This is a genomic window from Algoriphagus sp. A40 (genome assembly GCF_002002735.1).
Classification (GTDB): domain Bacteria; phylum Bacteroidota; class Bacteroidia; order Cytophagales; family Cyclobacteriaceae; genus Algoriphagus.
The window spans coordinates 33,862-58,121 of record NZ_MUNY01000036.1 but is presented as its reverse complement, the minus strand read 5'-3'; the positions used below and the strand labels follow the sequence as shown (position 1 = coordinate 58,121).

Sequence of the window (24,260 nt, the reverse complement as noted above, 5' to 3'; positions counted from 1 at the left end):
GTTAATCCAAAATCAGTGCAACCGTATCGGCCTTAGTCCGAATTTTAAGCCATTCCCTTAATTTATTAACCTCAGCTATTCCTGCTTTTGGCCGAAAAGAGGCATAAGCGGCCAATAAAGTGTCCACCTCGTTCTTTTCCAAATCGGTAAAAATTGACCTGCCCATGCTGAACTTTTTCAAATTCGGATGGTTGATTCTTGCTTCATTGGCCACTTCAAAACTCAGGCTGCGAATGGCTGCATCCTGGGATATTTCTCTTTCCAAAAGTTCGATCTTCTGGTCTTTGTCCTCTATCAATGCCTCATTCCTTTCATACAAATCCTTTAGAATATCGTTTCGAAGGATATTCAGGTCAGTTTCGGAACCATTTTGGGTGATTTCAAGCGAAGTGTTCTCCAAACCAAAGGCGAGGAGTTTTCTTTGCAGTTGAGCTTTTTCCTCGTCCGAGATCGTTTCGCCTATTAGCCGGACTTCAATGGTTCTTTCGGGCAAATAGTTGAACTCTGTTCCCAAAACCTGAGTCCTGGAAAACTGAAATTCCACATTGATAAACCTACGAGCCTGCTCTTCCCAAAATGATTTTTTCACAATCCCGTAGGCCAACCAGATGCTGGGAATAATCGTCACCAGTGTGACAATGGTAATGTAAGTCTGAACCCGCTTTTCTCGCTTTTGGTCTAAAAAGTGCTTTTTGGGATACTTCATAAACCGTACAATCAGGTAAGTCGATAGGCTGATGAAAACCGAATTGATAAAGAATAGGTAGAAGGCCCCTATGAAATAGTAAAGGTTGCCAGTGGCAAGTCCATAGCCGGCCGTACAAAGCGGGGGCATCAAAGCCGTAGCGATCGCCACACCGGGAATTGCGTTGCTTTTTTCTTTACGGGAACCTGCAATGATCCCAGCTAATCCGCCGAACAAAGCAATCAACACGTCCCAAACTGTAGGTTCGGTTCTTGCTAAAAGTTCGGATTGGGCATCATGAATAGGAGTGATATAGAAGTAAACCGTGGAGGTAAGGATGGCAATAAATACGGCAACTCCGAGGTTTCGGAAAGACCTTTTGAGCAGTTCAAAATCGTTGATTCCTGCTGCGAGACCAATCCCCATAATGGGGCCCATTAATGGGGAAATTAACATGGCTCCGATGATCACCGCGGTGGAGTTGACATTCAGACCGATGGAGGCAACGAAAATTGCAAAGATCAAAATCCAAAGATTTGCGCCCTTGAATTCGACGTTTTTGCTGATGTAATCGATCGTCTCCAGCTCGTCTTCTTTCCCCTCTTCCAGATCAAACCTGTCCCTGAGATATAGCAGTGCCCGAACTATCCGGCTTCTTTTTTTGAGAGGTACCTGCTCATTTTCCATATTCTAAAGAAACAATAAAAAGAAGGAATTTTTGAAAATAGGGAATCAAACTTTGCCTGGAATGGCTATTGATCAACACTCGTCCTCAGTGAATGTATCGGGTTTTTTCTCCGAATTAAATTGATATTATAGATTGAGATAATAGATCGTAAAGTGCTGATTTTAAATTTCATAAATCCTATTTCGACTGGACTAAATATGGCGATTCTAAATAATTTAGCCTAGTCTAAAAATAGACTTGGTCATTATTCCTTCAAATTTTCATTCAAAAGTTAACTTGAATAAAAAGATGCTCTTTATCAAATCCTGTTATCACTTTTCCATCGTTTATTTGAATATTGCCGGACGGATAATTTTTTTTTCTGACGAAACTTCCACTAAATGATTGAATTTCCATGAGAAGTATTTTGGTTTTGGATGACGATAAGGTCCAACATTTGCTACTTCGAAAAAGAGTGAATTTGATAACAGGCAAATCAAACCTGGTATCTTTTGAGCGGCCTGGCGATGCTTTGAATTACTTGAGTGCAAACAAGGTGGATATGATATTGACAGACTTGAATCTTGGTGTTATAGATGGTTGGGAATTTGTAGATGAACTTGGCAAGGTTGACTTTCAGGGTAAGATTTATTTCCTGACGGGATCAATAGTCTCTGAGGACCGAAAGCGTGCAGAAGCTGATCCAAGGATTTCCGGTTATTTTGAGAAACCGATTTCAGAATTTGACCTGATTCAAATCCTGGGAGCTTAGCCCCCATTGAAGGTGCCTTTAGATTATTTTACTTATTTTCGGACTTCGGATAAAATTTATGGCTGTAGAAGCAGATGACCGAAAGCCCCTGCTTTCGAAAAAAATAGACAAGTTTTTTACCGGACTGGCGGATGCCTGGAATTTTGTCAGACGCTTCTTTCAGGAGGTATTTATGCCGCCTTATGAATTCAAAGAGGTCATTCACCAGTGCTACCGGATCGGTGTTGAATCCCTGCCCTTGATTTCATTGACGGGCTTCATCGTTGGGATCGTATTTACCAATCAGTCCCGTCCTTCACTCAGTGAATTTGGGGCGGCGTCTTGGCTGCCATCCTTGATTTCCATCGCCGTGGTTAGGGCAATGGGACCATTGGTGACTGCGCTTATTGCAGCTGGGAAAGTTGGATCCAGCATCGGGGCAGAGATTGGCTCCATGAAGGTGACCGAGCAGATTGATGCAATGGAAGTCTCCGCGACCAATCCCTTTAAGTTTCTGGTTGTGTCACGCGTTTTGGCTACGACTTTGATGATTCCCCTGCTGGTAATGTACACTGACTTTGTTGCTTTGATGGGTTCATTTCTGAGTGTCAACAAAAATGAAATGGTGAGTATGTCCACCTTTTTCGTCCAGGTTTTTGAAGCGATCACTTTTCTGGACGTGACCTCGTCGCTCTTCAAATCGATTTTGTTTGGGTTTACAATTGGCATTGTAGGATGTTACAAAGGATATAATTCTTCGAAAGGTACCGAAGGGGTGGGCCGGGCTGCCAACGCTGCAGTGGTGATGGCCATGTTTCTCATATTTATCGAGGAATTGCTTGTGCTGCAACTTGTCAATGCAATCAGGGGGATGTAAGCTATGAACCAACGGGAAAAAGTAGTTGAAATTCGGAACCTGGTAAAATCCTTTGGGGATCTGGATGTATTAAAAGGTGTTGATCTGGACTTGTTTCGGGAAGAGAACCTCGTGGTATTGGGTAAATCCGGTTCCGGAAAATCCGTCCTGATCAAAATCATGGTAGGGCTCCTTCGCCAAGACTCTGGCAAGCTTCAGGTTTTTGGGCAGGAAGTCATAAACCTCAGAAAAAAGGAACTCAACGCACTGCGTTTGAAGATCGGTTTTTCATTTCAAAACTCAGCCTTATATGACAGTATGACTGTACGGGAAAATATGGAATTTCCCTTGGTAAGGAATGAAAAGAACCTGACAAGAAAAGAAATCAACAGACGGATCGAGGAGCTTTTGGACAGTGTGGGTTTGCCCCAGACGATTAATCAGATGCCTTCCGAATTGTCCGGAGGTCAAAAGAAACGGATCGGAGTAGCCAGAACTTTGATACTCAATCCTGAAATCATGCTTTATGATGAACCCACAGCCGGATTGGATCCGATTACCTGCGGGGATATCAACAACCTGATTTTGGAAGTCAGAGAGCGTTACAAGACTTCTTCCATTGTGATTACCCATGATCTGGCCTGCGCCAAGCAGACCGGTGACCGGATGGCCGTTTTGCTCGACGGGCAATTCAATGCAATCGGGACCTTTGACGAGGTTTTTCCAAATGCAACAGATGAGCGCATCAAATCATTTTACGATTATAATTTTATAAACTCATGAGAGGTGAAAATAAAAGATCCGTCATAGTAGGCATTTTTGTCTTTGTCGGAATCGCGATCCTGGTTGCTGGTGTTTTGACACTGGGCGGCCAACAGAAGAAATTTGTCAAGGCTATCCAACTCAAGGCGGTGTTTGATGACATCGGAGGTCTTCAGACGGGAAATAACATCTGGTTTTCGGGTGTCAAGATCGGAACAGTGAAAAAGATCAATTTCTACGGAGACTCACAGGTTGAAGTGGAAATGAATGTAGAGGAAGCGGTGGTCAGCTACATCCGAAAGGATTCCAAGGCAACCATCAGCTCGGATGGTCTGATCGGAAATAAAATCATCGTCATCTATGGAGGAAGCACCGAAGTTCCGGCAGTTGAAGACGGAGACAGACTGGAAGCGGTTATGCCTTTGGATACCGACGAAATGATGGAGACCCTTCAGGTGAACAATGAAAACCTGGTCGAAATCACCGCGAATCTCAAGGAACTAACCGGAAAGATTGCAGCCGGAAAAGGTATTGTGGGTGCTGTGATGACTGATTCTACTTTGGCTGAAAATTTTAAATCAATTTTGGTAAACCTCGACCGTGCTTCCGTGAACTCCAACCGGACGATCAATGACCTGAATACCTTTACTGCAAAACTGAATCAAAAAGGGTATCTGTTCAATGACTTGGTGACAGACACTACTATTTTGAAAGACCTCAAATCAAGCATGGAAAGCCTAAATTCCACAGCTGCAAATGCCGAACAGTTGACCAACGAACTCAAGGCTCTCACTGACAAGCTTAATTCGACAGAAAATTCAATGGGAATGCTGCTCAATGATTCAGCATTTGCAGAATCTCTGAGAAGTACTTTGGAAAATACAGACTCAGCTACTTACAATCTGAACAAAGGAATGGAAGCGTTGGAATATACCTGGCCGTTCAAAAAAGGTTTTAAGCGAAAAGCAAAAGCCGATGCCAAAGCAGCAGGAGAAGGTAATTAAATTTGAAAGCCGGTCAGTTCTGATCGGCTTTTTGGTTAGAATGGCCTTTGATGATTTTTGCCCTCGCCTCAATTTCCTCTTCGTTTGACGCTGTTTCCGTATCGGTTGTATCCTCTCTGGTAAGTATGGCCATCAATTCAATTGGGAAATGGTCTGATCCGAAACCAGGCAACACTCTGATTCGGGAAAGCCCAAAATCCTTACTTAAAAACACATGATCCAAAGGCCATCTGAAAAAGGGTATGTTTGCATGAAAGGTGCTGAAAAATCCTCTCCCCCGGCGTGGATCAGCCATTTCGGAGATTTTTAGAAAAAGTGATGTCGTATGGCTCCAGGCTACATCATTGAGGTCGCCGATCACAAGAGAAGGCAAGGGATTGGCTTTTGATTTTTGTGCTACAATCAAAATTTCAGCATCACGGTCAGTGCTACTCATGTTCTCTCCAGGAACAGGCGGAGTGGGGTGAATAGCATAAACAGTGATGATTCGCCCATTTCTTAATTTTAGATCGATTTCCAGTGAGGGAATTTCTTTGTCGATAAGGTATTGAATTTCCTGTCTCAGAATTGGGAATTTTGAGTAGAGAACCAATCCGTAGGTATTTTCAAGGGGAACCAAAATCCGGTGTGGATAGGATTTGTTTAGAGGTTCCAGCCCATTTGCCCATGCTTGATCGGTTTCCACCAAAAAGACCAGGTCAGGATCTTTTTTTCGGATGAGGCGGAGCGCTTTTTCAAACTTCCGGTTAAACTGATAAACATTTCCAACAATTAGATGAATCCCTTTATTTGGATCATAGCGAACTCGGTCAATCATCTTTTTCCCAAAAATTGAATAGGGTTTAATTAAATATCCGAGGTAAATCAAACTCACCAAAATGCTTCCTAACCAGGCGACAAACCAAGTATCATCTCTTCCTAAAATGAGCCAAAAAACAAGCAGAACCGACAAAACCACGAGTTTTTGAAACCGGGGATAGTCAAATATTCTGATCCACCAGTGGTCAAGTTTGATCAGCGGCAGGAAGGTAGCGAGGATAAAAAATAGCGTGAGTAGTTTGAGTGGGAGCATTCAGAGGGATCACAATGGCAGCTCTAAAATATCGGGATATTATCGGAATGCAAGGAATTGGGTATTGCATCTGGAATCCTATTGAAGCTGAAATAGTTTGGGATTGAAATATCAAGGCGAAATGATTTAGACAAAGGCTCAATCTCTTTTGGGCAAGGCTTTTACCGAACCATTTCAAAATTGAGGCAAAGAACCTCAAATCAGTTTTTCAGCTTATTGGCCTAATTAAAAATGATTTTGTCCACTCTCCTAGGTCCACCAATGTGAAAATGCAGGTATAGCCATTGTCCAACAGGATTGCCAAAGGCATCCTTTGCAGGATCAAATTTATCTGCCCATTGTTCCAATGTTTTTAGATAGGGGATAGCGAATTTTGCTTCAGAACTCATCGGATTTACCCATTCGACGGTTTCAGCTTCGCCTTTTTCATTGACATAAATTCCGTAATAAATCAAAGTTTGTTTTTCTGGCCATTCGTTTCCTTCTAGTGAAAAACCCAAACCGGAAAAAAGTCCTTCACCTTTTTTGACCCGGACATTTTTAGGAAAAAAATCATCGTACCAAAGTTCCCTGGGTTCAGCATCACCCGACCGCTGAATACTGTATTGCCGGTTGCCATTGTGCAAGACTTGGGCTACCTGCTGCCCATCAAAAAAGTAAGTTCTCAAGAACTTTGTATTTGCCTGATTGATGGTTTCCTTCCACAAGAGATTCCCGTAGGAGTCGTATTGTTCGATGATCATTTCGTGAAAGTCTTCTTTCTTGGGAGAGGTTCTGATGATTCTCGAGACCTTGTTGTTAAGGGCGAAAATGCGCTCCAACTTCGTCGAATCTTGGGAATAAGACACCAGCTTGTTATAGACATGGTCGGCTGAGTCTTCGGCACCGATCTCGAAATAGTGCTTGTTGAGCGGAATTGGAGTAGTCTTTGCCGGATTTTTCTGAGAAAAAGAATCAATGAAGGAAAAGGCAAAAATCAGTGAAACAAGGATTCGATGCATGAGGAGTGTTCTTACAATTTTCCTTAAAATTCAGTGCGTAGATTCGAGGATGTAAACACTAAAAGGAATCGATATCGAGGACTTTTAGTGATCTGCTGATTCCTCCCCGCATCCTAAAAGGAATAAGCAGCCACTTGGTCACTGGATGGCCAAAGGGATCCAAAGCCGGAGAAAAGTTATTACCCCAGAGCTCGAGCACCCGAATTAACTGACTGGCTATCTTTTGGTTGCCGCCCAAATGATTGGCCCACTCGACTTGGTTCACTATGCCATACTCATTGACCAATACTGCTATCCAATATTCTGCAGGCTCTTTCGAATACAGTTTTGCGCTCAGTTTGATGTTGGCTGCAAAGAACTCGCTCCAGTCTTCTTTGCTCCCCCCGATCATGGGTTCAAAGTCGTTGACGCTTTGTTGGATGGGCTTGGTTTCCCCATTTCTTGCAACAAAAAACAGCGTGTCCGACTCCGATAGTATCTCTCCGACCTTCTTGTTGTCAAAATAGTACAGGGTCAGAAATTTTGAGTTGAGGAGATTTTCGGTCCTCCTCCATTCCAGCTCATTGTAGGCGTTGTACTGGTCGGTGACTTGCTCATGGTATTCTTTTGTTGGCGGCTTGGTCATCACGACCCGTTGGATTTTCCCATCCCGTGTAAAAATCCGCTCGAGCTTTGTTGAATCTTTGCTGTAAGATACCAGCTTGTTAAACACATGGTTTACTGAATCTTCGGGATAAATCTCAAAATAGTGTTTGTTGAGTGGAATTGAGGTGTCGGTTTGGGCCATTAAGCAAAAAGTCCAAAATAATGCAGCCAAAGCCAAAACAAATCGGGTGGGTTTCATCGGGAAAGTGATACAGAAGACTATCAAACAAAAATAGATTTCAAATTAGGTTTTAACTCAGCTTAAACCGAATCGGTATAGTAATCCACTTAGCTTCGGGTTGGCCTTCTAGGTTGATAGCCGGAGCGAATTTTCCATTGAACATTCTAAGTACTCTCAGGGCTTCTTTGGCTAGGTAAGGATTGACAAAAGCCTCATTTGCTACTTCAGATTCTTCTATTTCACCATTTTCGTTCACTAGGATGGCAAGGATTACAGTCCCTTCAGCACGGGAGTTTCTGGCTTCACTGGGATATTTCAGGTTCCTTGCCAGGTAATTATGCCACTCCTTTTTGTCCAATCCCGGCCCAAAATCATCGTGGTCACTGGTATAGAGGCTATCCGGATTGTTGCGCCAAATCTCAAACAGGTCATTTCCAAGGGAAATCACTTGTGCCCTTTTGACACCGTCTCGGTAGTGAAATTCCACATACTTTCGATTATCCAGGTTGGTAATTCGCTGGCTGAGGAGTTGGTTGGTTGAATCAAAGGTTTCCGTGATTTCCTGGTTGTAGTTTTCTGCCGGATTCAATCCCTTTTTGGACTGCTTGACCATTCTGTTTTGGAGGTCAAAAATCCAGGTGACTGTTTCTCCGGTCTTAGACAAAGTTTCCATTTTAGTATAGAAGTGGTGAACCGAATCTGTGTCTACTATTTCCTGGAAATGCTGGTTAAGTTTTACAGTCGTTCTTTCTTGTCCATTTACTTTGGGAAAAATTGCCATCCAGCACAGTAGAGTAATCAGGAAATACTTTTGAACCATACAAAGGGGTAATTAAAATCCGAACTTCTTAAATCAGGTTCTTAAAATATTAATTCTGAAGATTTTCGCCTACTAGTTTTTTGAATTTTTAATCAGGTCTATAGGAATTTACTCCTTCATTCGACTTTTTATCAAATGGAATTTGCAATTCGCCCCGGGGATATCGAATGAACCTTGTTTTCCCGGAATTCCGTATCTTAATCAACAAAATACAAGATCATGGGAACAGCAGAATTGAAGAAAAAACTGGTGGCTGAAATTAATCTTTCCAGCAATCGAGAATTGCTGGAGGAGATGTACAATTTTCTGAATCAGGATAATGATGCGGAAGTTTTCAAGCTGAACCCGGTGCAAAAGGCTGCAATAGCGGAAGCTCGTGGACAGGTAAGAAACGGAGAGTTTTTTACGGACGATCAAGTAAATAAGGAAATTGAAGAATGGCTAAACAAAAAGTAGTTTGGTCGCTTCGAGCCAAAAATGATCGTTTAGAAATATTGGAATTCTGGATCGAACACAACCAATCTTCAAGCTACAGTAGGAAGCTAAATAGCCTTTTTAGAGAAGCAACAGTGTTTATTTCAGAATATCCGACAGTTGGGAGATTGACGGATGATGAAAAAGTCCGGGTAAAAATTGTTCGCGATTACCTGATTTTTTATGAAATTCAGAAGTCTTCAATCGTCATTCTGACAATATTTAATAGCCGTAGAGATCCAGAGAAATTGAAATTATAGTTGGGATTTTCCTAGGCGAATGCAATTGCTTGCTGCCTTTGCAGGTTAATTGGACAAGTAGTTTTCACAATTCTTGGAAAGGCTAGCGGACGATATCCGGTAACAATAGTCTATGTTATCCATACCGTCCTCCATTTTTGACTCCACAACCATTTTTTTCCTTCATTCCCTTCAGAATCCTCTTATTTTTGTCCTTCACGCCATTTACCTATTCCCAAACATGAACGCAATCAACCCTACAGAAACCCCAGCCTGGACCAGGCTTTTGGAGTTGGTCAAAAAACATAAAGACCACACCATTGCCTCTCATTTTCAATATCCCGGACGCTTTGAAGAATTCAGTATCCATTTCGAGGATCTTTTGATTGATTTTTCCAAAAACAGGATTTCTGACGGGATTCTTTCTGCCTTGATGGATTTGGCAAGAGAGACCAATATCCGGCAGGCCATTGAAGATATGTTCAACGGTGTGGCGATCAACCAGACCGAAAACAGAGCTGTGCTTCATACGGCTTTGAGAAACCGAAAGGGTCATCCCGTCTATGTAGATGGCAAAGACGTAATGCAGGATGTGAATGCGGTTTTGGCCCAAATGAAAAGCTTCGCCGACCAAATCTACGGCGGCAAATGGCTCGGTTATACTGGTAAACCCATCAAATCTTTGGTCAACATTGGCATCGGTGGTTCTGACCTCGGTCCTGTGATGGTTACTGAGGCGCTGAAGCCATTTCAGAATCCAAAGCTTGACATCTATTTTGTTTCCAATGTGGATGGTACCCATATTGCTGAAACTCTGAAAAAAGTCGATCCCGAAACCACCCTGTTTTTCATCGCCTCCAAAACTTTTACCACTCAGGAAACCATGACCAATGCCCATACAGCGAGGGATTGGTTTTTGGGCAAAGCAAAAAATGAAGCAGCCGTAGCCAAACATTTCGTGGCGCTCTCCACCAATGCAAAATCGGTCGAAGCATTCGGAATCGATACCGCCAATATGTTTGCCTTTTGGGACTGGGTGGGAGGAAGGTATTCCCTCTGGTCTGCAATCGGCTTGCCTATTGCCTGTGTGATCGGTTTCGAAAATTTCGAAAAACTGCTTTCAGGTGCCCATTCGATGGATGAGCATTTCCGCCATTCTGCTTTTGAGCGGAATATCCCGATGGTCTTGGCCATGATCGGAATCTGGAACACCAATTTCCAAGGTGCAACCTCAGAAGCGATTTTGCCCTATGACCAATACATGCACCGTTTTGCGGCCTATTTCCAGCAGGGAAATATGGAGAGCAACGGAAAATATGTAACCCGTGACGGCAAAAAAGTCACCTATACCACCGGCCCGATCATCTGGGGAGAACCCGGTACCAACGGGCAGCATGCCTTCTACCAATTGATCCATCAGGGAACGCATTTGATCCCTTGCGACTTTATCGCTCCGGCGATTTCCCATAACCCAATTGGCGATCATCATCCGAAACTGCTTTCGAATTTCTTTGCACAGACCGAAGCGCTGATGAAAGGAAAATCCCTTGAGGAGGTAAAAGCTGAAATGAAGAAAGCCGGTAAATCAGATGAAGAAATCGAGAAAATCGCTCCACATCGTGTATTTGAAGGCAACCGACCGACTAATTCTATTCTCGTAAAGGAAATCAATCCTTATACCCTGGGCCAGTTGATCGCCATGTACGAGCACAAAATCTTTGTGCAGGGTGTGGTTTGGAACATCTTCAGTTTTGATCAGTGGGGTGTGGAGCTGGGCAAAGTGCTCGCCAATGGAATTCTACCAGAGCTTATCGGTGAGGAAGAAGTGACTTCTCACGACAGTTCGACCAATGGCTTGATCAATGCCTACAAGGTCATGCGAAGGGGTTAATTTTCCAAAATCCCTTTTAGATCTAATTCTGATAAAAGCTGGGGAACAGTGAAACCACCTTGTTTGATCTGTTCTCCGGCAATTTTTACCCTGAAATCCCGGTTGATCGTGATCCCTTCAGTCTGACTGGTTAATGCCACACTTCCTAGACGGATCGTTTTCAGGGAATTACCGGGCAGTGCGGGCAGTTGGGGATTTTCGATCAATCCAAGAAAGGCCTGGGAGGCAATTCCTTTGTTTTCATAGCCAATGAAGACCAGATTTTTTCCGTCAGGGGTCATATCAGCTCCTGTGATCCAGCCTGCTGTCTCCATTGTTCCGGCAAATCTGGCAGTTTGGGTGCCTGGTGAGGGATCGAGAGTGTAGATATCGCTTCCCAGTCCATTGGTCGGCTTGGTAAAAAGGAGTAGTTGTCCATCGTGATACACCATCGCCTCGCAGTCAAAGCGGTGATCCCCTCCGGGGCTGGGCGTACCAGTTTGACGGTCGTAGCTAAAGTTGATTAATTCAGCTTGGACTTCATTTTTGGTCAGGATATCCTGAACCGGCACTCTCAAAACCCGGAGATTGGTTCTGTTTCCCAGGTTGTTACCAAAGTCTCCGATATACAGGTAATTGCCACTTACTGCCATATCTTCCCAGTCGATATTTTCGGCATTGGTGATCTTGATAATCCGTATTTCCTGGCCGTGGTAGGAGTCGATTTCATACATAGTAGCCCCGTTTCCTCCGTCATTGATCGCGAAAAGTCGATTGGAGATCCACTGCATCCCGGAGGCTTCAGGAAGTTCTAAGGATAAAGGAACCTGGCCAAAGAGCGGCATCTGATCAGGGATAAAATCCGAGTCAATCTGGACAATGGATCGGGCGAGAACCAATTGTGGATCGCTCAAAGCTGGAACTGGCTTTTGACTGGGTGGTGCCTGAAAGAAATAGGAGCTATGAAAAAAGGCCTTCGCATCCAGAGCCCAATTGATCTTTTCGCCATTTTGAAAAATCAGTTCAGCCTTTAACACTCGGTCAGGCATGACATAGGAATAGTAATAGTCCTCATTGCTGAAAAATGGGCTTTCCAGAGGTTGGGTGATCCGGCTTTCTTCTTTGAGATTTTCTTTTGAAAAGCTGACCAGTTGGTACTCCGTTTTTCCGGTGAGTAGGACACTGGAAGCTTCGGTAACCTGCAAGTTTCCTTCAATTTCGATTGGAAGGAATTCGGAAATCTGGAGCATATCCGTGTTTCCATAGTAGTGGTAGTTGCCGGGAGGAAGCAGTATTTGTGGCAATTCTCCACTGAAATCAGGATTAATAGTAATTGGAAGGTTCACTTGATCTTCTGAAACAAACACCAAGTTGATCTTTTCCCCAAAGGGGTGGATCCAATCCCCGTCCACAGTCAGCCTTCCCCCAGGAACCGCGGAAGAAGTCAGTGAAAACCCAGTGATGGTAATTGGAATTCTCCCATCAGGTTTTGGGTCTTCTTTGCAGGAAAAAAGGAGTAGGGAAAGCGCAATAGGAAAAACAAATATCCTGAGCAGATTCATAGTTGGTTTTTTTCAAAAATAGGAGAGTGATCGGATAATTCACTAAATCCAGACTTACTTTTTTAAGAAATTAGTCGCTGTGATTAATTTTACACCCAAAGCAAACTGCTGTCACCATAACTCAAAAAGCGATAGTCTTTTTCCAAGGCCTCTCTATAGACTTTTCTCCAATCTTCCCCAAGAATTGTAGCAATCAGCAAAATCAACGTTGATCCCGGTTGGTGAAAATTGGTGATCAGGCCTTCGATCATCCGATAGCTATATCCCGGGAAAATGAATATTTCGGTGTTTCCCAATACCGTTTCAGCCTGATTCTTTTCCATTTGAATAAGAATCGCCTGAAGAGCTTCAACTTTTGAAGGAACATTTTCTCTTTTTTCATAGGGGAAAAGTTTGTGGATGAAAAAGTCCTCACCTTTTCCTTCAATCAGTTTTACTCCATACCAAAAGAGGCTTTCCAAAGTCCGGACTGAGGTTGTTCCCACAGCCACGGTTTTTCCTTTTTGGGCCAAAAGTTTCTGTATTGTTTCTTTGGTCAACTGAATCTGCTCACTGTGCATGGGATGCTCCAGCACATTTTGAGCTTTGATCGGCTGGAAAGTTCCTGCACTGACGTGAAGAGTTACTTCAGCCTCCTGGGTTCCTTTGGCCCGAAGTTTCTCAAAAACTTCTGCAGTAAAATGCAGTCCTGCAGTAGGTGCAGCCACGGCTCCTTCTTTTTTGGAATAGACAGTTTGATAACGGGATTTGTCCTCCTCGTTGGGTTTGCGGTTGAGGTACGGAGGCAATGGTACTTCTCCGCTTGCCTCTACCAGATCGACAAATGCTATGTCCGGATTGTCCCAGGAAAATTCCACCTGCTTTTCTTCTCTGGAAATCAGTTTGGCTGACAGTACAACCTCCTGATCCTTGATCGCAACACGCCCTTTTAAGATTTCCCCGTCCTTCCATTTTTTGGCATTGCCGATCATTGTTTCCCAAGTGACGGGATGTTTTGCCAGCATGATTTCAGGAATGACCGTGGTCGGGGCGATTGGCTGAAGCAGGAAAATCTCAATTCTTGCCCCGGTTTCCCGCTGGAAAATCAACCTTGCCGGGATGACTTTGGTATCGTTGTAGACTAAAAGTGTGTCTGCGGGTAGCAGTTCTGGTATATCATAAAAATAAAAATGGCTGATTTCCCCTTCGCGATAATGCAAAAGCTTCGAGGCGTCCCGCTTTTCCAGAGGAAATTTAGCGATGCGTTCATCGGGCAGTGTATATTCGTACTCGCTCAGGTCAATCTTCGGAATCTCCATTGGGTGGTAGTTTTCGGGAGGCAAATATAGCCCCACACCTCGCAATCTTTCTTGTTTTGGTCATTAATCCATGATAAATACAGTTCAGCTCCAATTTTCCTTCATCAAAAGAACGCTTGTTTTTCGGTTTGACGCAGGGACTTCCAGGGGAGTGCTCAAGACCAGGGTTGTCTATTGGATCAAGGCCTTTGATCCCAATAATCCGGAAATTGTAGGTTGGGGCGAGGCTGCACCTTTGGTCAAGTTGAGTCCGGATTACCGGGATGATTTTGAAGAGATTTTGGCAAAGATTCTCCAAAAGCTAAATACCGAAACTTGGGAATTAGATCAGGAAGCGATCCTTTTCAAACTGAAGGAATTGATTCCGTTTGAATTCCCGTCCATTCGGTTTGGACTAGAGACGGCCATTTTGGATTGGCTGAATGGAGGAAAAAGGAGGCTTTTGGCAAATGACTTTTATGATTTTCAAAAGCCAATTCCTATCAACGGACTGATTTGGATGGGTGACCGGGAGTTTATGCTTCAGCAGATTGATCAAAAGCTGAATGAAGGCTTTGACTGCATCAAAATGAAAATCGGAGCAATAGATTTTGAGCAGGAAATCGAGCTTTTAACCTATATCCGTACCCGTTTTTCTCCCGATCAAATCACCCTGAGAGTGGATGCCAATGGGGCTTTTGCTCCTGAGGAAGCTTTGCAAAAGTTGGAAAGGTTGGCAAAACTTCATATTCACAGCATTGAGCAACCCATTCCGGCAGGAAATTGGAAAGGAATGAGAGACCTATGTAAGGCTACACCTTTGGCAATCGCGCTGGATGAGGAACTGATAGGTATAGTAGAAAAGGCAGAACTTTTGGACCAAATCCAACCTCAGCATATCATTCTAAAACCGACTTTGTTGGGAGGAATTTTGGAAACCAAAGATTGGATTCGATTGACTGCGGAGCGTGGGATTGGTTGGTGGATGACTTCGGCTTTGGAAAGCAATATCGGACTCAATGCCATTTCCCAACTGGCTTCCACTTTTAATCCGACTATTCCCCAAGGATTGGGCACAGGCAAATTGTACCACAACAACCTGGATTCCCCTTTGGAAATCCAAGGTGGGAAAATCCATTATAATCCAGCCAAGCCCTTGGAACTTCCTAATTAATCGTCTAATCTGAAAAGGTAAACGGGCTTGTTAAGTTCTGCTTTCCAGGGAGTTTGGAACAGCTTTCCGGTGATCGAATCCCGTTCAAATATCACAATGTCGTTGCTGGCCTGATGAGCCGAGAGCAGGTATTTTCCATCCTTTGTCAGGTTGAAATTCCTCGGCATCAAGCCACCGGAAGAAATGTTTTGGACGTGGACATAGTTGCCAGTGGCATTTTTTCCAAAAACCGAGATCGTATTGGCGTCGCCCCTGTTGGAGACATAAACCTGCTTGCCATCAGGGGAAAGACGGATTTCTGCCGCTCCCACACCACCTTCAAATCCTTCGGAAAGTAAGGAGAGACGCTGCTTCGGAGTCAGAACTCCATTTTCATAAGTAAAAACATCCATCGCGGCAGCCATTTCCTCTACTACCAACACTTCTTTTCCATCCGCTGAAAATGCCAAATGTCTAGGCCCATCACCTGGAGTAACGGGGAATTCTCCGGAAAGTGACAAAGGCCCAGCTTTTGCAGGATCAAAGTCATACACGTAGATTTTGTCAGTACCCAGATCAGCTACGAGGACTCGTTTTCCTTCCGGATCAAAAGTGGTGCTATGTACGTGGGGCTTTTCCTGACGGTCTGGATTGACGCTTTTTCCTTGGTGTTTGATCGTCTGGGCATGTTCCAATTTTCCTTCTGGGGAAACTTTGAAAACACTCAGACTTCCACCGGTATAATTGCCCAAAATCACAAAATCCTCATTTGGTGAAATGGAAATATGGCAGGGGTGATCTCCTCCAGATTCTTTTTGATCTATCAAAGTCAGAGAATTATCTTCCGGATTTCTGAGGAAACTCAGCACCTGACCTCCTGGTGTACCAGATTCTTCCTCAAGGGAAAAGACCCTTTTTCCATCCTTTGAAGCAATCACAAAAGATGGATTTGCGATGCCGGCTGCAACTGTCTCCACAGTTAGGATATTTTCCGAGGGAGAAAAATAGAGGTGATTGATTCCGTCTACCGGAGAATCGGTATAGGTTCCAACCAGGAAATTGTAACTTATTGGAGCAGGTGGGATAACTGTCACTTGGGTTTCTTGTTTTGGAGAAGAGCAGGCAGCGATTGCAAAAGCCGCAGTCAGGAGATAGAAGAATTTCATAACTTGAAATTAAAAATAATTTTGTCTTGCTCTCTTTTCTTTTTTGATCGAAAAGCGGAATAAAATCTGTCAAATTGTAAAAAAGTGAGACTAATACTTGTTGAATTTTTAATTTTTGTTCTATAAAATGGAAATTTTACTAATTTGCCAGACCTATTAAATCTGACCCTGAATGTTTCAAGTTTATGACACTCAAGTCGCCAAGCGATTTACCATTTACAACAGCCTTTTTTTAGATCTTCCATTTGACGATATCTACGTTACAGGGACTCTTTTGCCATTTTTGGGAAAGGCTTGTGAACGCGGGTATGCCTCCGGAAAATCTCCAAAGGAAATTATCGATGGATTTTTTGAGGAAATGATGCCGGGGGAAAATGAAAAGAGCCGCTTCGATTTCCTCTTTGAAATGATCCAATATGTCGAGCGTCAGGTGGTGCTTTTTGACTCGATCGAAGATGCAGCCTACGAAAAAATCAACGACATCTCAGGAAAAGGCTCCATCAAAGCCCTGATCAACCGGGTTGAAACTGACAGAAAAAAGGATGCTTTGATCGAAAAGCTGAAAACGTTCTCGGTAAGATTAACGCTTACCGCTCACCCAACTCAGTTTTACCCAGGAAATGTCCTTGGGATTATCACAGACCTGGAGCATGCCATTCGCACGGATGATCTTGAAAGTATCAACCTGCTTCTGCAACAACTCGGAAAAACGGGCTTTATCAACAGGGAAAAACCGACTCCGTTTGATGAAGCCATTAGTTTGATCTGGTATCTGGAAAATGTATTCTATCACAGTATTCCGGATATTATTATCCGACTGCTTACCGGGCTGGGCCAACCACTGCATACTTGGGAAAATCCTGCGATCCTTAAAGTAGGTTTTTGGCCAGGAGGTGATCGGGACGGAAATCCTTTTGTGACTCATGAGACTACGCTTCAGGTGGCAGATCGCCTGAAAAAATGGCTTATGCGGTGCTATTACCGCGATTTGCGAAAGCTCAGAAAGAGGCTGACTTTCAAGCATGTGGAGGAGCATATCGTGAAGGCGGAGCGGGGAATATACTACACACTATTTGAGAATAAAGAAATCTATGGATCCGTAGATGACCTTTTGGCGATTTTGCTGGAGGCTCGGGAAGCTTTGATTAAATATCACGACGGCTTGTTTCTTGATCTCTTGGACAGGTTTATCCTCAAGGTGCGGATTTTCGGGTTCCATTTTGCCCACATGGATCTGCGTCAGGACAGCCGCAAGCATGACGGATTGTGGGAAGAGGTCTTTAGCATTCAGGGTAAGGAATTTACCGGAACTGAGGATGAACTGATTGACAAAGTGATGAAAACGAAAGCGCTTCCATCAGTCGAACACTTCGAGGAGCCTTTTCACAAGGAAATGCTGCAGTCCATGGGGACTGTCAAGTCAGTGCAGAAAACGAATGGCGAAGCAGGACTTCACCGGTATATCATCTCCAACTGCCAGTCGGTCCTACATTTGTTGGAAGTGTATCAAATGGCGAAGTTGACAATGGGTGCAAAGCCCGGAAATCTTCCCTTGGACATCGTTCCGCTGTTTGAAACGATCGATGACCTGCAAAAGGCGCCGCAGATCATGACCCAACTCTATCAAATGCCGGAATACAAAACCCACCTCATCAACCGGGGTAAAAAGCAAAGCATTATGCTGGGATTTTCGGACGGAACTAAGGATGGAGGCTACCTGAAAGCAAACTGGTCTATTTTGGTTGCCAAAGAAGAACTTACCAGAGTCTCCAGAGAAAATGACATCGAAGTGGTGTTCTTTGACGGAAGAGGCGGACCTGTGGCAAGAGGAGGAGGGAACTTGCATAATTTCTATGCTTCACTTGGCCAAAAAGTGGAAAATTCAGAAATCCAGGTGACTATTCAGGGTCAGACGATTTCATCCAATTACGGCAAACAGGCTTCCTGTACCTACAATTTTGAACAGTTGCTGAGCGCTGGCGTGGAAAATCACCTTTACCCAGACGGGGAAAAGAATCTCAACGATGAGCAAAGAGCATTGATTCAGGAACTTGCCGACAGTGGTTATGAGGCCTACAAAGCCTTAAAAGGTCATCCCAAATTTGTCCCTTACCTGGAGCATGTAGCGCCATTGAAGTTTTTTGGAATGGCCAATATCGGTTCCAGACCCCTCAAAAGGGGAGGAGCTTCCGGACTTAAATTTGAAGATCTTCGTGCCATACCTTTTGTCGGCTCATGGGCCCAGATGAAGCAGAATATTCCGGGATTCTATGGAGTGGGTTCCGCTATTTCAGCTTTGGAAAAGGAAGGAAAAATCGAGGATTTGAAAATCCTTTACCAAAACAGCCTCTTTTTCCGAACTCTGTTGGGAAATTCGATGCAATCCCTGAATAAGTGTTTTTACCCAGCCACAGCTTATTTAAAAGACAATCCGGAGTACGGGGAGTTTTGGGAGTTGTTGTTCAAAGAATTTGAATGCTCGGTTGAAAAATTGAAGCAGGTATCTGGTATGGGTGAGCTTTTGGAAGACAATCCTGTGTCCAAATCCTCTATTGAGATCCGTGAGCGCATCGTGTTGCCTTTGATCACCATCCAACAATATGCTATTCAAATTGGACTAGAAAAAGGAGCCTCAGCTGAAATCCTGGACAAACTGATTCTTCGAACCATGTTCGGGATAATAAATGCCACCCGAAACGCAGCATAAAAAAAATCCCCCGAAATTGAAAAATTCGGGGGATTTTGCTTTTAAAAGGAATGCTTACTTTTTGGCTCCTTCGGAGATGATTCCGTCTTTGACTAATTGATCAACAACGACACCTGCAAAAGTATGGGAGAATGCCTCCAAGTTACTTGGATTGGTTGTTTCTGATTGGGATGACCAAACCAGACCTTCAGTTTTTGCATCATAAAGGTTGACTTCGATGTAGTAAAGCTTATCGGTCGTGTAATAACCCGGATCATAGGTCATCGCGCCATAATAGCCATAGTATCCGGAATATCTACCGTAATATCCACCATATCCCATTGGTGCGTAGGAAGTTGTACCCTGAACATAGCGGGTCTCTGAAGTCTGGTCCAAAAGGGCTACAGTCAAGATCCCGTCGTGGCCTGAACTTCTGACAGTTTCGAGCGCCTTGGCCATTCCCGCTTCAGTCGCTGCAGATCCCACAGGAATAAGGGTCAAACTGCTGGTTGCTGGGACTCCGTCTTCGATCAAAGTGGCTACCAACTCTTCTTCAAAAGCCTGTCTGTTGACAAGGTTACTGGTAAGACCGGTTACCATGATTTTTTGATAGGCAGCGGACGGCTTGTCCGGACTAGACCATGAGCCGATCATTTTGGTGCTGGGAGCACAAGAAGCCAGAGCAAATACGATTGCAAGACTGGCTAGAAAAGATAGTTTTTTCATAGTTGTAAAGTTATTTGTTATTAATGTCAAGGTATTTAAATATTTGGTCAACAGCATCTTGAATTGCCGCTGGTTTTTCCTCTTCTTTTTTGGGTACAACTTCAGAAATCAATCCCGCCCAAACCAGGACATTTCCTGGGTTGTTTACAAAGTGGATAGTTAAGCTTCCTTCACGGTAGGTGTTGACGGGTATTTCTTTGACTTCCCAATAGTAGGAACGCTGACCGGAGTACGTAAATGGATCAGAAGTTACATTGGTTTCCCGAGTTTGGACTTTGTCAGCCACCACAACTCCCAGATTGATTTTAAGGTCCGGAGCGGAAGGATCAAGTTTCAATCCCCTTGCTACCAAGGCTGAGGTGATGTTTTCTTTCAACTGGGTAACGATTTGCTGATAAGGCACCAAACTGTCATTTGGGGTATCGATTTGGGCAAAATCAAAGCTTGAGTATTGTCCCAATTTGAAATCTTCGTACTTGTTTTTCTCCACCACTACTCGGGTAGGGGCGCATGAGCTCCAGATTACTAGGGGCAAAATCAGAAGAATCAGGTTTCTTTTCATCGAAAATTGAGTTAGGATACTAATATTTCAATCAACTCGAAACTATTAACAAGCCGGATTTTTCTTCCGGGTTTTTTGCTTTCAATTGTTCAGAATTACCAATCCGATATTGAAGCTCAGATTGGACTGGCCTTCCAGCCCACCACCTTCCAAGGTTCCGTAATACTTTGCACCAACCCGAAAGGCAACATTATCGCTGGGCTGAATCAATGTGCCGAGTTCTGGTCTGAATCCAAATTGCCAATGCGTCTCATCCGATTCGTACATTCCCATTTCTATCGTTCTTTTGTTGGCCACTGTGCCGATACCCAAAGAGAAATAAGGTCTAAACAAATCGGTGAAAGAATGGTAATAGGCACCAGTTACCATGATCGGATAGGAATATTGATACCGATATTGGATGCCGGACAGGGATGCTGTCTCGCGGGTATAGACTTCGTTTTCAGTTCGCTCAAAGATCGTAGTGTGACCTACTTCCCCGCCGATGGCTACATGGCTTTTGATAAACTTCTGGTATTCAAATACAAATCCCCTTCCAGAAACCACGTCAATGAAATCAGCGGTATTTCCCGTTGGCATAGTCACAGCATAGTTGAAGCTGTACAGTGAGTTTTGGGCATAAGTATTTACTCCCACGCCTATCAAAACAAAGAATAAAATCAGGTGCTTCTTCATGGTTATTTCTGCAGGTAAGGAGATTGTGAAAAAGCCTGATCTAGGGTTCGGTCTATACGGCCGGCAGCAGTACCGGGTTCACCTTCGAGAAGTCCGTTTACGATAGCTATCCAGTTTACGGCGATTTCATTGTCAGCGTTGATGTCTTTGGGACTGGTCATTTGAATGAAAATACTACCTGATCTAACAGCCGAAACGGTAGGAGGGTAATAGCCGGGATAATACCAACCCCATCCGGGCGCATAGCCGGGATAGTACCAGTTCCAATACCACCAATCGTAGTAATAATAAATCTCTGTGGTCTGAAGGGCAGAAGGCAGAATTATCAAATCCGGGCCGGCAGCTTCTGCCACTTCTCGATATCCGAGGGCATCCATGTTGCTGCGAAGGGTAGCGAGGATGGGATTGGCTAACTGAGGAGGCAAAAATTCGGGTTCCTCAGAATCACCCGGCAATGCTCCATTCGAGATGCTGATTACATTGTCAGGAAGCGAATAGGTGGATTTTGAGGAAAAATCAAACGCGGGGTTGTGATTTGTATAGACTACATCGAGTTCCTCGACGAAAGTAGCTCCTTCTGGCGAGCATGCCATGATGCATGCCGCCAAAAGGAGTGCGGTGCTAGACCGCTTAAAGAAATTACCCATAAAATGGTAAGAAGTTGTAATTAAATATCTCCGATAAATGGCAATTCTTGCTGAATTACGTTTCGGATGGTATTGGAAATGTAAAATTCTACTTGAATAAATTTAGCTGCATCCATTGCGGAAGTTGCCTTTTTTAACTTTGAATAGTAGGTGCTGTAGAGTTTGTTCAGGGCCGCGTCGTTTTTCAGTGATCTTGTAGTCAAAGCATCTGCCTCTGCATCTCCGATATGAGTGAATTTTTCGATGTATTCATTGATGATCATGATTCGCTCCTTGCCAATCACTTTCCTTTCTGCTTCAAATTCCTCATAAATAGGCCAGAATGAAGCTGCTTTTTCCGGAGAAAGGTTCATGTAAGACTCAATTAGCGTTTTTTTGTCTTTGCCAAAAGCCTCCTGTACCAGTTTGATTTCTTCATCAACAGTTTGTGCGAATGCATTTCCAAAGCCTACAGCAAACAAGATGAAGGCTGAGAGTAATAATTTTTTCATAGTTTTTAAAATTGAGCTGGAATAAAGAATTGAGATTAAAATTTCAGGTGTAAAGCTGCGGTTTTGTCTAAAATAAATTCATGATAAAAATCAGCTTTGCAAGGGTATTTTGTTAAACTATACTGATTAAAAGCTTTCGTTCACATTCAGGTAAAAGCCTGAATTGCCCTTTTGTCCAAAGCCGTAATCGGCCGAAATTGTCGTCCTGTTTTGTTTGTTGATCATTACTCTTAAGCCCACTCCATAACCGGGATTGAATTTTTCGAAAAGCTTTTCGTTGTTGGTTTTGCTGCTAAAGCTTGCTGCATTGACAAAGATCGTTCCTCCAAAAGTCTCTTTGTTTTGCTGAAGTGGAAATCTCCATTCCGCCTCTGTGTAAACCATGCTTTCACCTCTGAATCTGCCCTGCGCATAAGCCCTTCCTGTTCGACCAAACATGTCCCATCCTATACCCGGAAGATTCATATAGGGCACGTCGCCTGATACCAAAAAGTTACCCATCCCCCAAAGTGCAATCAGGTGCCTTTTCCGGCTCTCGCTCAGATTGATGTAGTGCCTGTAATCCATCAGCAGCAAGGATGAACTTTGGTCTGAACCAAAAAAGGTCGGATTGATTTTGTATTGGATCCAACCAAAGTTCTTTTCGTATGGAGAAACTGAATTGTCACGGTTTTCCATGACCATGTTTAGACTGATCCCGGAAACTGTGTATTTATCAGTGTCAAATCCCAGATCAGAGTTGTATCGGTCATGGACAAACTCCAGTTCCCCGGTGATTTCTTCGTCCTGGAAACTTTCGATTTTGGAATGAATGTCAAGATGGTACCCTGCACCAAGGTAGAATTTCGAATCTCCGATTCGTTTGAGAATTGCTTCATAAAATCGGATCAGCCTAAAATCCATTTGCTGTTCTCCCCACCAAACTCCGGGTTGGTTTGGATTTTCGATTGGGTCATTTGGAGTGCTGGAACCCAGGCCATAGGTAGGTTGGGAAGTGATGAAATACCGCCAGTCTCCGATCAGTATCGTTTTGTTTTCATTCAGGAAAATATTGCTTCGGGAGCTGAAGATCCATTGCTTTTTGGTCGTATAGAGGAAATTGCCCACGAAGTTGGACATCTTGGTGGTGGCGGGATCGCCCATATACCAAGTGGCTGAGGGTGCCAAACCAAAAAGCCATCCGTTGGCTGGATTTGAACCTATGGCAGGAAGAGGAACCAGCTTGAACTGGTTAATTTTGTTGGGCCGAAAGGTAACCGAATCGGTTTGAGCGGAGAGTTTTAAAGTAAGGACTAAAAAAAGTCCGAGGAGCAAGCCTGGTTTCATCGAAAGGGTGGAGGTTTAGATGGACGCGGTAATTTTGAATCCAATCTAACCTTTAGGAGTGATTCCGAAATGGAATTTTCCCTAATCCTGAAAAAATTAATTGCATTTTTTAGAGAAAAGAAGGGGAGGAAGAGTGCTTCTACCTCCCCGAAATATTATTGAGGGAATCTGAAAACCAAGCCCCCGTCAAATCCAAACTGATAAATCGTGGAATAGGTAGAGACTCCTGCTCCAGCACCACCGGTTCCAAAATACATTCCTCCTCCTGCGCCCTGAACTGCAGACATCAGAGTAGCCTGGACTTTTAAGCCAACTTTCTCAGAGAACCAGAAGTTGGAACCGCCGCGAAGTGCCCAAGCAAACTTGGTTGCGCCGTCGCTGTTTCCGTTGTCAGGATTGGTGACGTCGGAAATCACCATTCCGATACCAAATCCGAAATATGGTTCTGCTACTTCACTTACTGGGAAATAATTTGTTCCATTCAACATGATCCAGTTTGCAGAAAGATCAAATTCCGTATTCTGAAGCTGGCCACCCAAAATTCCTGAGTCTACATAGGTAAGTGGAGCAGTAGTACTTTGGTGGAGGTATTGGAGTTCGAAAGCTTTGGTAGTATTAGGAAGCTTATATTCAAGTCCTGCTCCCCATCTAAATCCCCCTAATATTTTTCCCTCATAATAGGAATTGGCAGAATAGTAGCTGTCCACCTTATCATCAAACACATAACCTGCATACGTATTGAGACGGACTTCCTGAGAAAATGCTGTTCCGGCGATCAAGGCCAAAACAAAAACGAGTGTAATTTTTTTCATATTAGAATGCTTAATTAAACAATTTTCAAGTTTTCAATAAGATAATCACTAAAGGTTTGAAACCCCCGTGAACAAATATGACATAGACTTTTTCCAAAATTCATGACAAAAATCATTCAGCCTACTGAATTTGAGGAAAATTTAGCACTT

Annotated in this window: 24 protein-coding genes; 9 read left to right on the top strand and 15 right to left on the bottom strand. The window is 43.7% G+C overall.

The window, feature by feature from the left end; all coding sequences use genetic code 11:
- Position 1: 1 nt before the first annotated feature.
- Positions 2–1,372, bottom strand: coding sequence for a TIGR00341 family protein (locus B0E43_RS25155; protein WP_077346738.1), 1,371 nt, complete (start codon positions 1,370–1,372; stop codon positions 2–4).
- 395 nt (positions 1,373–1,767) lie between these two features.
- Between B0E43_RS25155 and B0E43_RS25150 the strand changes: the two genes are divergently transcribed.
- The 4 genes from B0E43_RS25150 to B0E43_RS25135 are packed head-to-tail and all read left to right on the top strand — an operon-like array spanning position 1,768 to position 4,725.
- Positions 1,768–2,124: a response regulator gene (locus tag B0E43_RS25150; protein ID WP_077346737.1), complete on the top strand. Its 357-nt coding sequence runs from the start codon at positions 1,768–1,770 to the stop codon at positions 2,122–2,124.
- A gap of 58 nt (positions 2,125–2,182) precedes the next feature.
- Positions 2,183–2,980 carry an ABC transporter permease gene (locus tag B0E43_RS25145; RefSeq protein WP_077346736.1) on the top strand — a complete coding sequence of 266 codons (798 nt, stop codon included), beginning with the start codon at positions 2,183–2,185 and terminating at the stop codon, positions 2,978–2,980.
- Positions 2,981–2,983: 3 nt separating this feature from the next.
- The gene (locus B0E43_RS25140) at positions 2,984–3,742 is read left to right on the top strand and encodes an ABC transporter ATP-binding protein (RefSeq protein ID WP_077346735.1); all 759 of its coding nucleotides are present in this window, start codon (positions 2,984–2,986) and stop codon (positions 3,740–3,742) included.
- Positions 3,739–4,725: an MlaD family protein gene (locus tag B0E43_RS25135; protein WP_077346734.1), complete on the top strand. Its 987-nt coding sequence runs from the start codon at positions 3,739–3,741 to the stop codon at positions 4,723–4,725. The genes B0E43_RS25140 and B0E43_RS25135 overlap by 4 nt, the downstream gene beginning before the upstream one ends.
- Positions 4,726–4,738: 13 nt before the next feature.
- Here B0E43_RS25135 and B0E43_RS25130 read toward each other — a convergent pair whose 3' ends face one another.
- The 4 genes from B0E43_RS25130 to B0E43_RS25115 all read right to left on the bottom strand — a co-directional run bounded on the left by B0E43_RS25130 (position 4,739) and on the right by B0E43_RS25115 (position 8,297).
- Positions 4,739–5,797 (bottom strand): endonuclease/exonuclease/phosphatase family protein, encoded by a 1,059-nt coding sequence (locus B0E43_RS25130; protein WP_077346733.1) that lies wholly within the window; start codon positions 5,795–5,797, stop codon positions 4,739–4,741.
- A gap of 221 nt (positions 5,798–6,018) precedes the next feature.
- Positions 6,019–6,798, bottom strand: coding sequence for a hypothetical protein (locus B0E43_RS25125; RefSeq protein ID WP_077346732.1), 780 nt, complete (start codon positions 6,796–6,798; stop codon positions 6,019–6,021).
- A gap of 58 nt (positions 6,799–6,856) precedes the next feature.
- A complete protein-coding gene (locus tag B0E43_RS25120; RefSeq protein ID WP_139352650.1) occupies positions 6,857–7,669 on the bottom strand; it encodes a hypothetical protein in 813 nt (270 codons plus the stop codon).
- Positions 7,670–7,694: 25 nt separating this feature from the next.
- Positions 7,695–8,297, bottom strand: a complete 603-nt coding sequence (locus B0E43_RS25115) for an energy transducer TonB (protein WP_217349132.1) — start codon at positions 8,295–8,297, stop codon at positions 7,695–7,697.
- A 366-nt stretch (positions 8,298–8,663) separates the two neighbouring features.
- Between B0E43_RS25115 and B0E43_RS25110 the strand changes: the two genes are divergently transcribed.
- The 3 genes from B0E43_RS25110 (at position 8,664) to pgi (ending at position 11,048) form a co-directional block, all read left to right on the top strand.
- The gene (locus B0E43_RS25110) at positions 8,664–8,900 is read left to right on the top strand and encodes a hypothetical protein (RefSeq protein ID WP_077346729.1); all 237 of its coding nucleotides are present in this window, start codon (positions 8,664–8,666) and stop codon (positions 8,898–8,900) included.
- Complete coding sequence (locus B0E43_RS25105) at positions 8,882–9,178, top strand: type II toxin-antitoxin system RelE/ParE family toxin (protein WP_077346728.1); 297 nt, start codon at positions 8,882–8,884, stop codon at positions 9,176–9,178. Before B0E43_RS25110 ends, B0E43_RS25105 begins: the two co-directional genes overlap by 19 nt.
- 220 nt (positions 9,179–9,398) lie before the next feature.
- Positions 9,399–11,048, top strand: a complete 1,650-nt coding sequence (pgi, locus tag B0E43_RS25100) for a glucose-6-phosphate isomerase (RefSeq protein ID WP_077346727.1) — start codon at positions 9,399–9,401, stop codon at positions 11,046–11,048.
- On the opposite strand, the gene B0E43_RS25095 is transcribed toward pgi, so the two are convergent.
- Together B0E43_RS25095 and B0E43_RS25090 are read right to left on the bottom strand one after the other, a co-directional pair.
- Positions 11,045–12,589 (bottom strand): hypothetical protein, encoded by a 1,545-nt coding sequence (locus tag B0E43_RS25095; protein WP_077346726.1) that lies wholly within the window; start codon positions 12,587–12,589, stop codon positions 11,045–11,047. The genes pgi and B0E43_RS25095 overlap by 4 nt on opposite strands.
- A gap of 89 nt (positions 12,590–12,678) precedes the next feature.
- Positions 12,679–13,887, bottom strand: a complete 1,209-nt coding sequence (locus tag B0E43_RS25090; RefSeq protein ID WP_077346725.1) for an S-adenosylmethionine:tRNA ribosyltransferase-isomerase — start codon at positions 13,885–13,887, stop codon at positions 12,679–12,681.
- Between the two features lie 70 nt (positions 13,888–13,957).
- Here B0E43_RS25090 and B0E43_RS25085 point away from each other — a divergent pair, with 70 nt between their 5' ends.
- A complete protein-coding gene (locus tag B0E43_RS25085) occupies positions 13,958–15,040 on the top strand; it encodes an o-succinylbenzoate synthase (RefSeq protein ID WP_077346724.1) in 1,083 nt (360 codons plus the stop codon).
- On the opposite strand, the gene B0E43_RS25080 is transcribed toward B0E43_RS25085, so the two are convergent.
- Complete coding sequence (locus tag B0E43_RS25080; RefSeq protein WP_077346723.1) at positions 15,037–16,185, bottom strand: lactonase family protein; 1,149 nt, start codon at positions 16,183–16,185, stop codon at positions 15,037–15,039. The two genes, B0E43_RS25085 and B0E43_RS25080, sit on opposite strands and share 4 nt — an antisense overlap.
- Before the next feature lie 172 nt (positions 16,186–16,357).
- On the opposite strand from B0E43_RS25080, the gene B0E43_RS25075 reads away from it, so the two are divergent.
- Positions 16,358–18,892: a phosphoenolpyruvate carboxylase gene (locus B0E43_RS25075; protein ID WP_077346722.1), complete on the top strand. Its 2,535-nt coding sequence runs from the start codon at positions 16,358–16,360 to the stop codon at positions 18,890–18,892.
- A gap of 54 nt (positions 18,893–18,946) precedes the next feature.
- Here B0E43_RS25075 and B0E43_RS25070 read toward each other — a convergent pair whose 3' ends face one another.
- The 7 genes from B0E43_RS25070 to B0E43_RS25040 all read right to left on the bottom strand — a co-directional run bounded on the left by B0E43_RS25070 (position 18,947) and on the right by B0E43_RS25040 (position 24,110).
- On the bottom strand, positions 18,947–19,597 hold the full coding sequence (locus tag B0E43_RS25070) for a hypothetical protein (protein WP_077346721.1): 651 nt from the start codon (positions 19,595–19,597) through the stop codon (positions 18,947–18,949).
- Positions 19,598–19,607: 10 nt separating this feature from the next.
- The gene (locus B0E43_RS25065) at positions 19,608–20,159 is read right to left on the bottom strand and encodes a DUF4136 domain-containing protein (RefSeq protein WP_077346720.1); all 552 of its coding nucleotides are present in this window, start codon (positions 20,157–20,159) and stop codon (positions 19,608–19,610) included.
- 81 nt (positions 20,160–20,240) lie between these two features.
- Positions 20,241–20,834: an outer membrane beta-barrel protein gene (locus B0E43_RS25060; protein ID WP_077346719.1), complete on the bottom strand. Its 594-nt coding sequence runs from the start codon at positions 20,832–20,834 to the stop codon at positions 20,241–20,243.
- 2 nt (positions 20,835–20,836) lie between these two features.
- Entirely contained in the window at positions 20,837–21,481 is a 645-nt protein-coding gene (locus tag B0E43_RS25055) for a DUF4136 domain-containing protein (RefSeq protein ID WP_077346718.1), read from the bottom strand.
- A gap of 20 nt (positions 21,482–21,501) precedes the next feature.
- Positions 21,502–21,972, bottom strand: a complete 471-nt coding sequence (locus B0E43_RS25050; protein ID WP_077346717.1) for a hypothetical protein — start codon at positions 21,970–21,972, stop codon at positions 21,502–21,504.
- A gap of 126 nt (positions 21,973–22,098) precedes the next feature.
- Positions 22,099–23,298: a BamA/TamA family outer membrane protein gene (locus B0E43_RS25045; protein ID WP_077346716.1), complete on the bottom strand. Its 1,200-nt coding sequence runs from the start codon at positions 23,296–23,298 to the stop codon at positions 22,099–22,101.
- Positions 23,299–23,453: 155 nt separating this feature from the next.
- Positions 23,454–24,110 (bottom strand): hypothetical protein, encoded by a 657-nt coding sequence (locus B0E43_RS25040; protein ID WP_077346715.1) that lies wholly within the window; start codon positions 24,108–24,110, stop codon positions 23,454–23,456.
- Between the last annotated feature and the right edge of the window lie 150 nt (positions 24,111–24,260).

Excerpts from the sequence above, each read along its gene's own strand:
- B0E43_RS25155 (WP_077346738.1), bottom strand. The coding sequence starts at position 1,372 with ATGGAAAATGAGCAGGTACCTCTCAAAAAAAGAAGCCGGATAGTTCGG.
- B0E43_RS25150 (WP_077346737.1), top strand. The coding sequence starts at position 1,768 with ATGAGAAGTATTTTGGTTTTGGATGACGATAAGGTCCAACATTTGCTA.
- B0E43_RS25145 (WP_077346736.1), top strand. The coding sequence starts at position 2,183 with ATGGCTGTAGAAGCAGATGACCGAAAGCCCCTGCTTTCGAAAAAAATA.
- B0E43_RS25140 (WP_077346735.1), top strand. The coding sequence starts at position 2,984 with ATGAACCAACGGGAAAAAGTAGTTGAAATTCGGAACCTGGTAAAATCC.
- B0E43_RS25135 (WP_077346734.1), top strand. The coding sequence starts at position 3,739 with ATGAGAGGTGAAAATAAAAGATCCGTCATAGTAGGCATTTTTGTCTTT.
- B0E43_RS25130 (WP_077346733.1), bottom strand. The coding sequence starts at position 5,797 with ATGCTCCCACTCAAACTACTCACGCTATTTTTTATCCTCGCTACCTTC.
- B0E43_RS25125 (WP_077346732.1), bottom strand. The coding sequence starts at position 6,798 with ATGCATCGAATCCTTGTTTCACTGATTTTTGCCTTTTCCTTCATTGAT.
- B0E43_RS25115 (WP_217349132.1), bottom strand. The coding sequence starts at position 8,297 with ATGGAAACTTTGTCTAAGACCGGAGAAACAGTCACCTGGATTTTTGAC.
- B0E43_RS25110 (WP_077346729.1), top strand. The coding sequence starts at position 8,664 with ATGGGAACAGCAGAATTGAAGAAAAAACTGGTGGCTGAAATTAATCTT.
- B0E43_RS25105 (WP_077346728.1), top strand. The coding sequence starts at position 8,882 with ATGGCTAAACAAAAAGTAGTTTGGTCGCTTCGAGCCAAAAATGATCGT.
- pgi (WP_077346727.1), top strand. The coding sequence starts at position 9,399 with ATGAACGCAATCAACCCTACAGAAACCCCAGCCTGGACCAGGCTTTTG.
- B0E43_RS25095 (WP_077346726.1), bottom strand. The coding sequence starts at position 12,589 with ATGAATCTGCTCAGGATATTTGTTTTTCCTATTGCGCTTTCCCTACTC.
- B0E43_RS25090 (WP_077346725.1), bottom strand. The coding sequence starts at position 13,887 with ATGGAGATTCCGAAGATTGACCTGAGCGAGTACGAATATACACTGCCC.
- B0E43_RS25085 (WP_077346724.1), top strand. The coding sequence starts at position 13,958 with ATGATAAATACAGTTCAGCTCCAATTTTCCTTCATCAAAAGAACGCTT.
- B0E43_RS25080 (WP_077346723.1), bottom strand. The coding sequence starts at position 16,185 with ATGAAATTCTTCTATCTCCTGACTGCGGCTTTTGCAATCGCTGCCTGC.
- B0E43_RS25075 (WP_077346722.1), top strand. The coding sequence starts at position 16,358 with ATGTTTCAAGTTTATGACACTCAAGTCGCCAAGCGATTTACCATTTAC.
- B0E43_RS25070 (WP_077346721.1), bottom strand. The coding sequence starts at position 19,597 with ATGAAAAAACTATCTTTTCTAGCCAGTCTTGCAATCGTATTTGCTCTG.
- B0E43_RS25065 (WP_077346720.1), bottom strand. The coding sequence starts at position 20,159 with ATGAAAAGAAACCTGATTCTTCTGATTTTGCCCCTAGTAATCTGGAGC.
- B0E43_RS25060 (WP_077346719.1), bottom strand. The coding sequence starts at position 20,834 with ATGAAGAAGCACCTGATTTTATTCTTTGTTTTGATAGGCGTGGGAGTA.
- B0E43_RS25055 (WP_077346718.1), bottom strand. The coding sequence starts at position 21,481 with ATGGGTAATTTCTTTAAGCGGTCTAGCACCGCACTCCTTTTGGCGGCA.
- B0E43_RS25050 (WP_077346717.1), bottom strand. The coding sequence starts at position 21,972 with ATGAAAAAATTATTACTCTCAGCCTTCATCTTGTTTGCTGTAGGCTTT.
- B0E43_RS25045 (WP_077346716.1), bottom strand. The coding sequence starts at position 23,298 with ATGAAACCAGGCTTGCTCCTCGGACTTTTTTTAGTCCTTACTTTAAAA.
- B0E43_RS25040 (WP_077346715.1), bottom strand. The coding sequence starts at position 24,110 with ATGAAAAAAATTACACTCGTTTTTGTTTTGGCCTTGATCGCCGGAACA.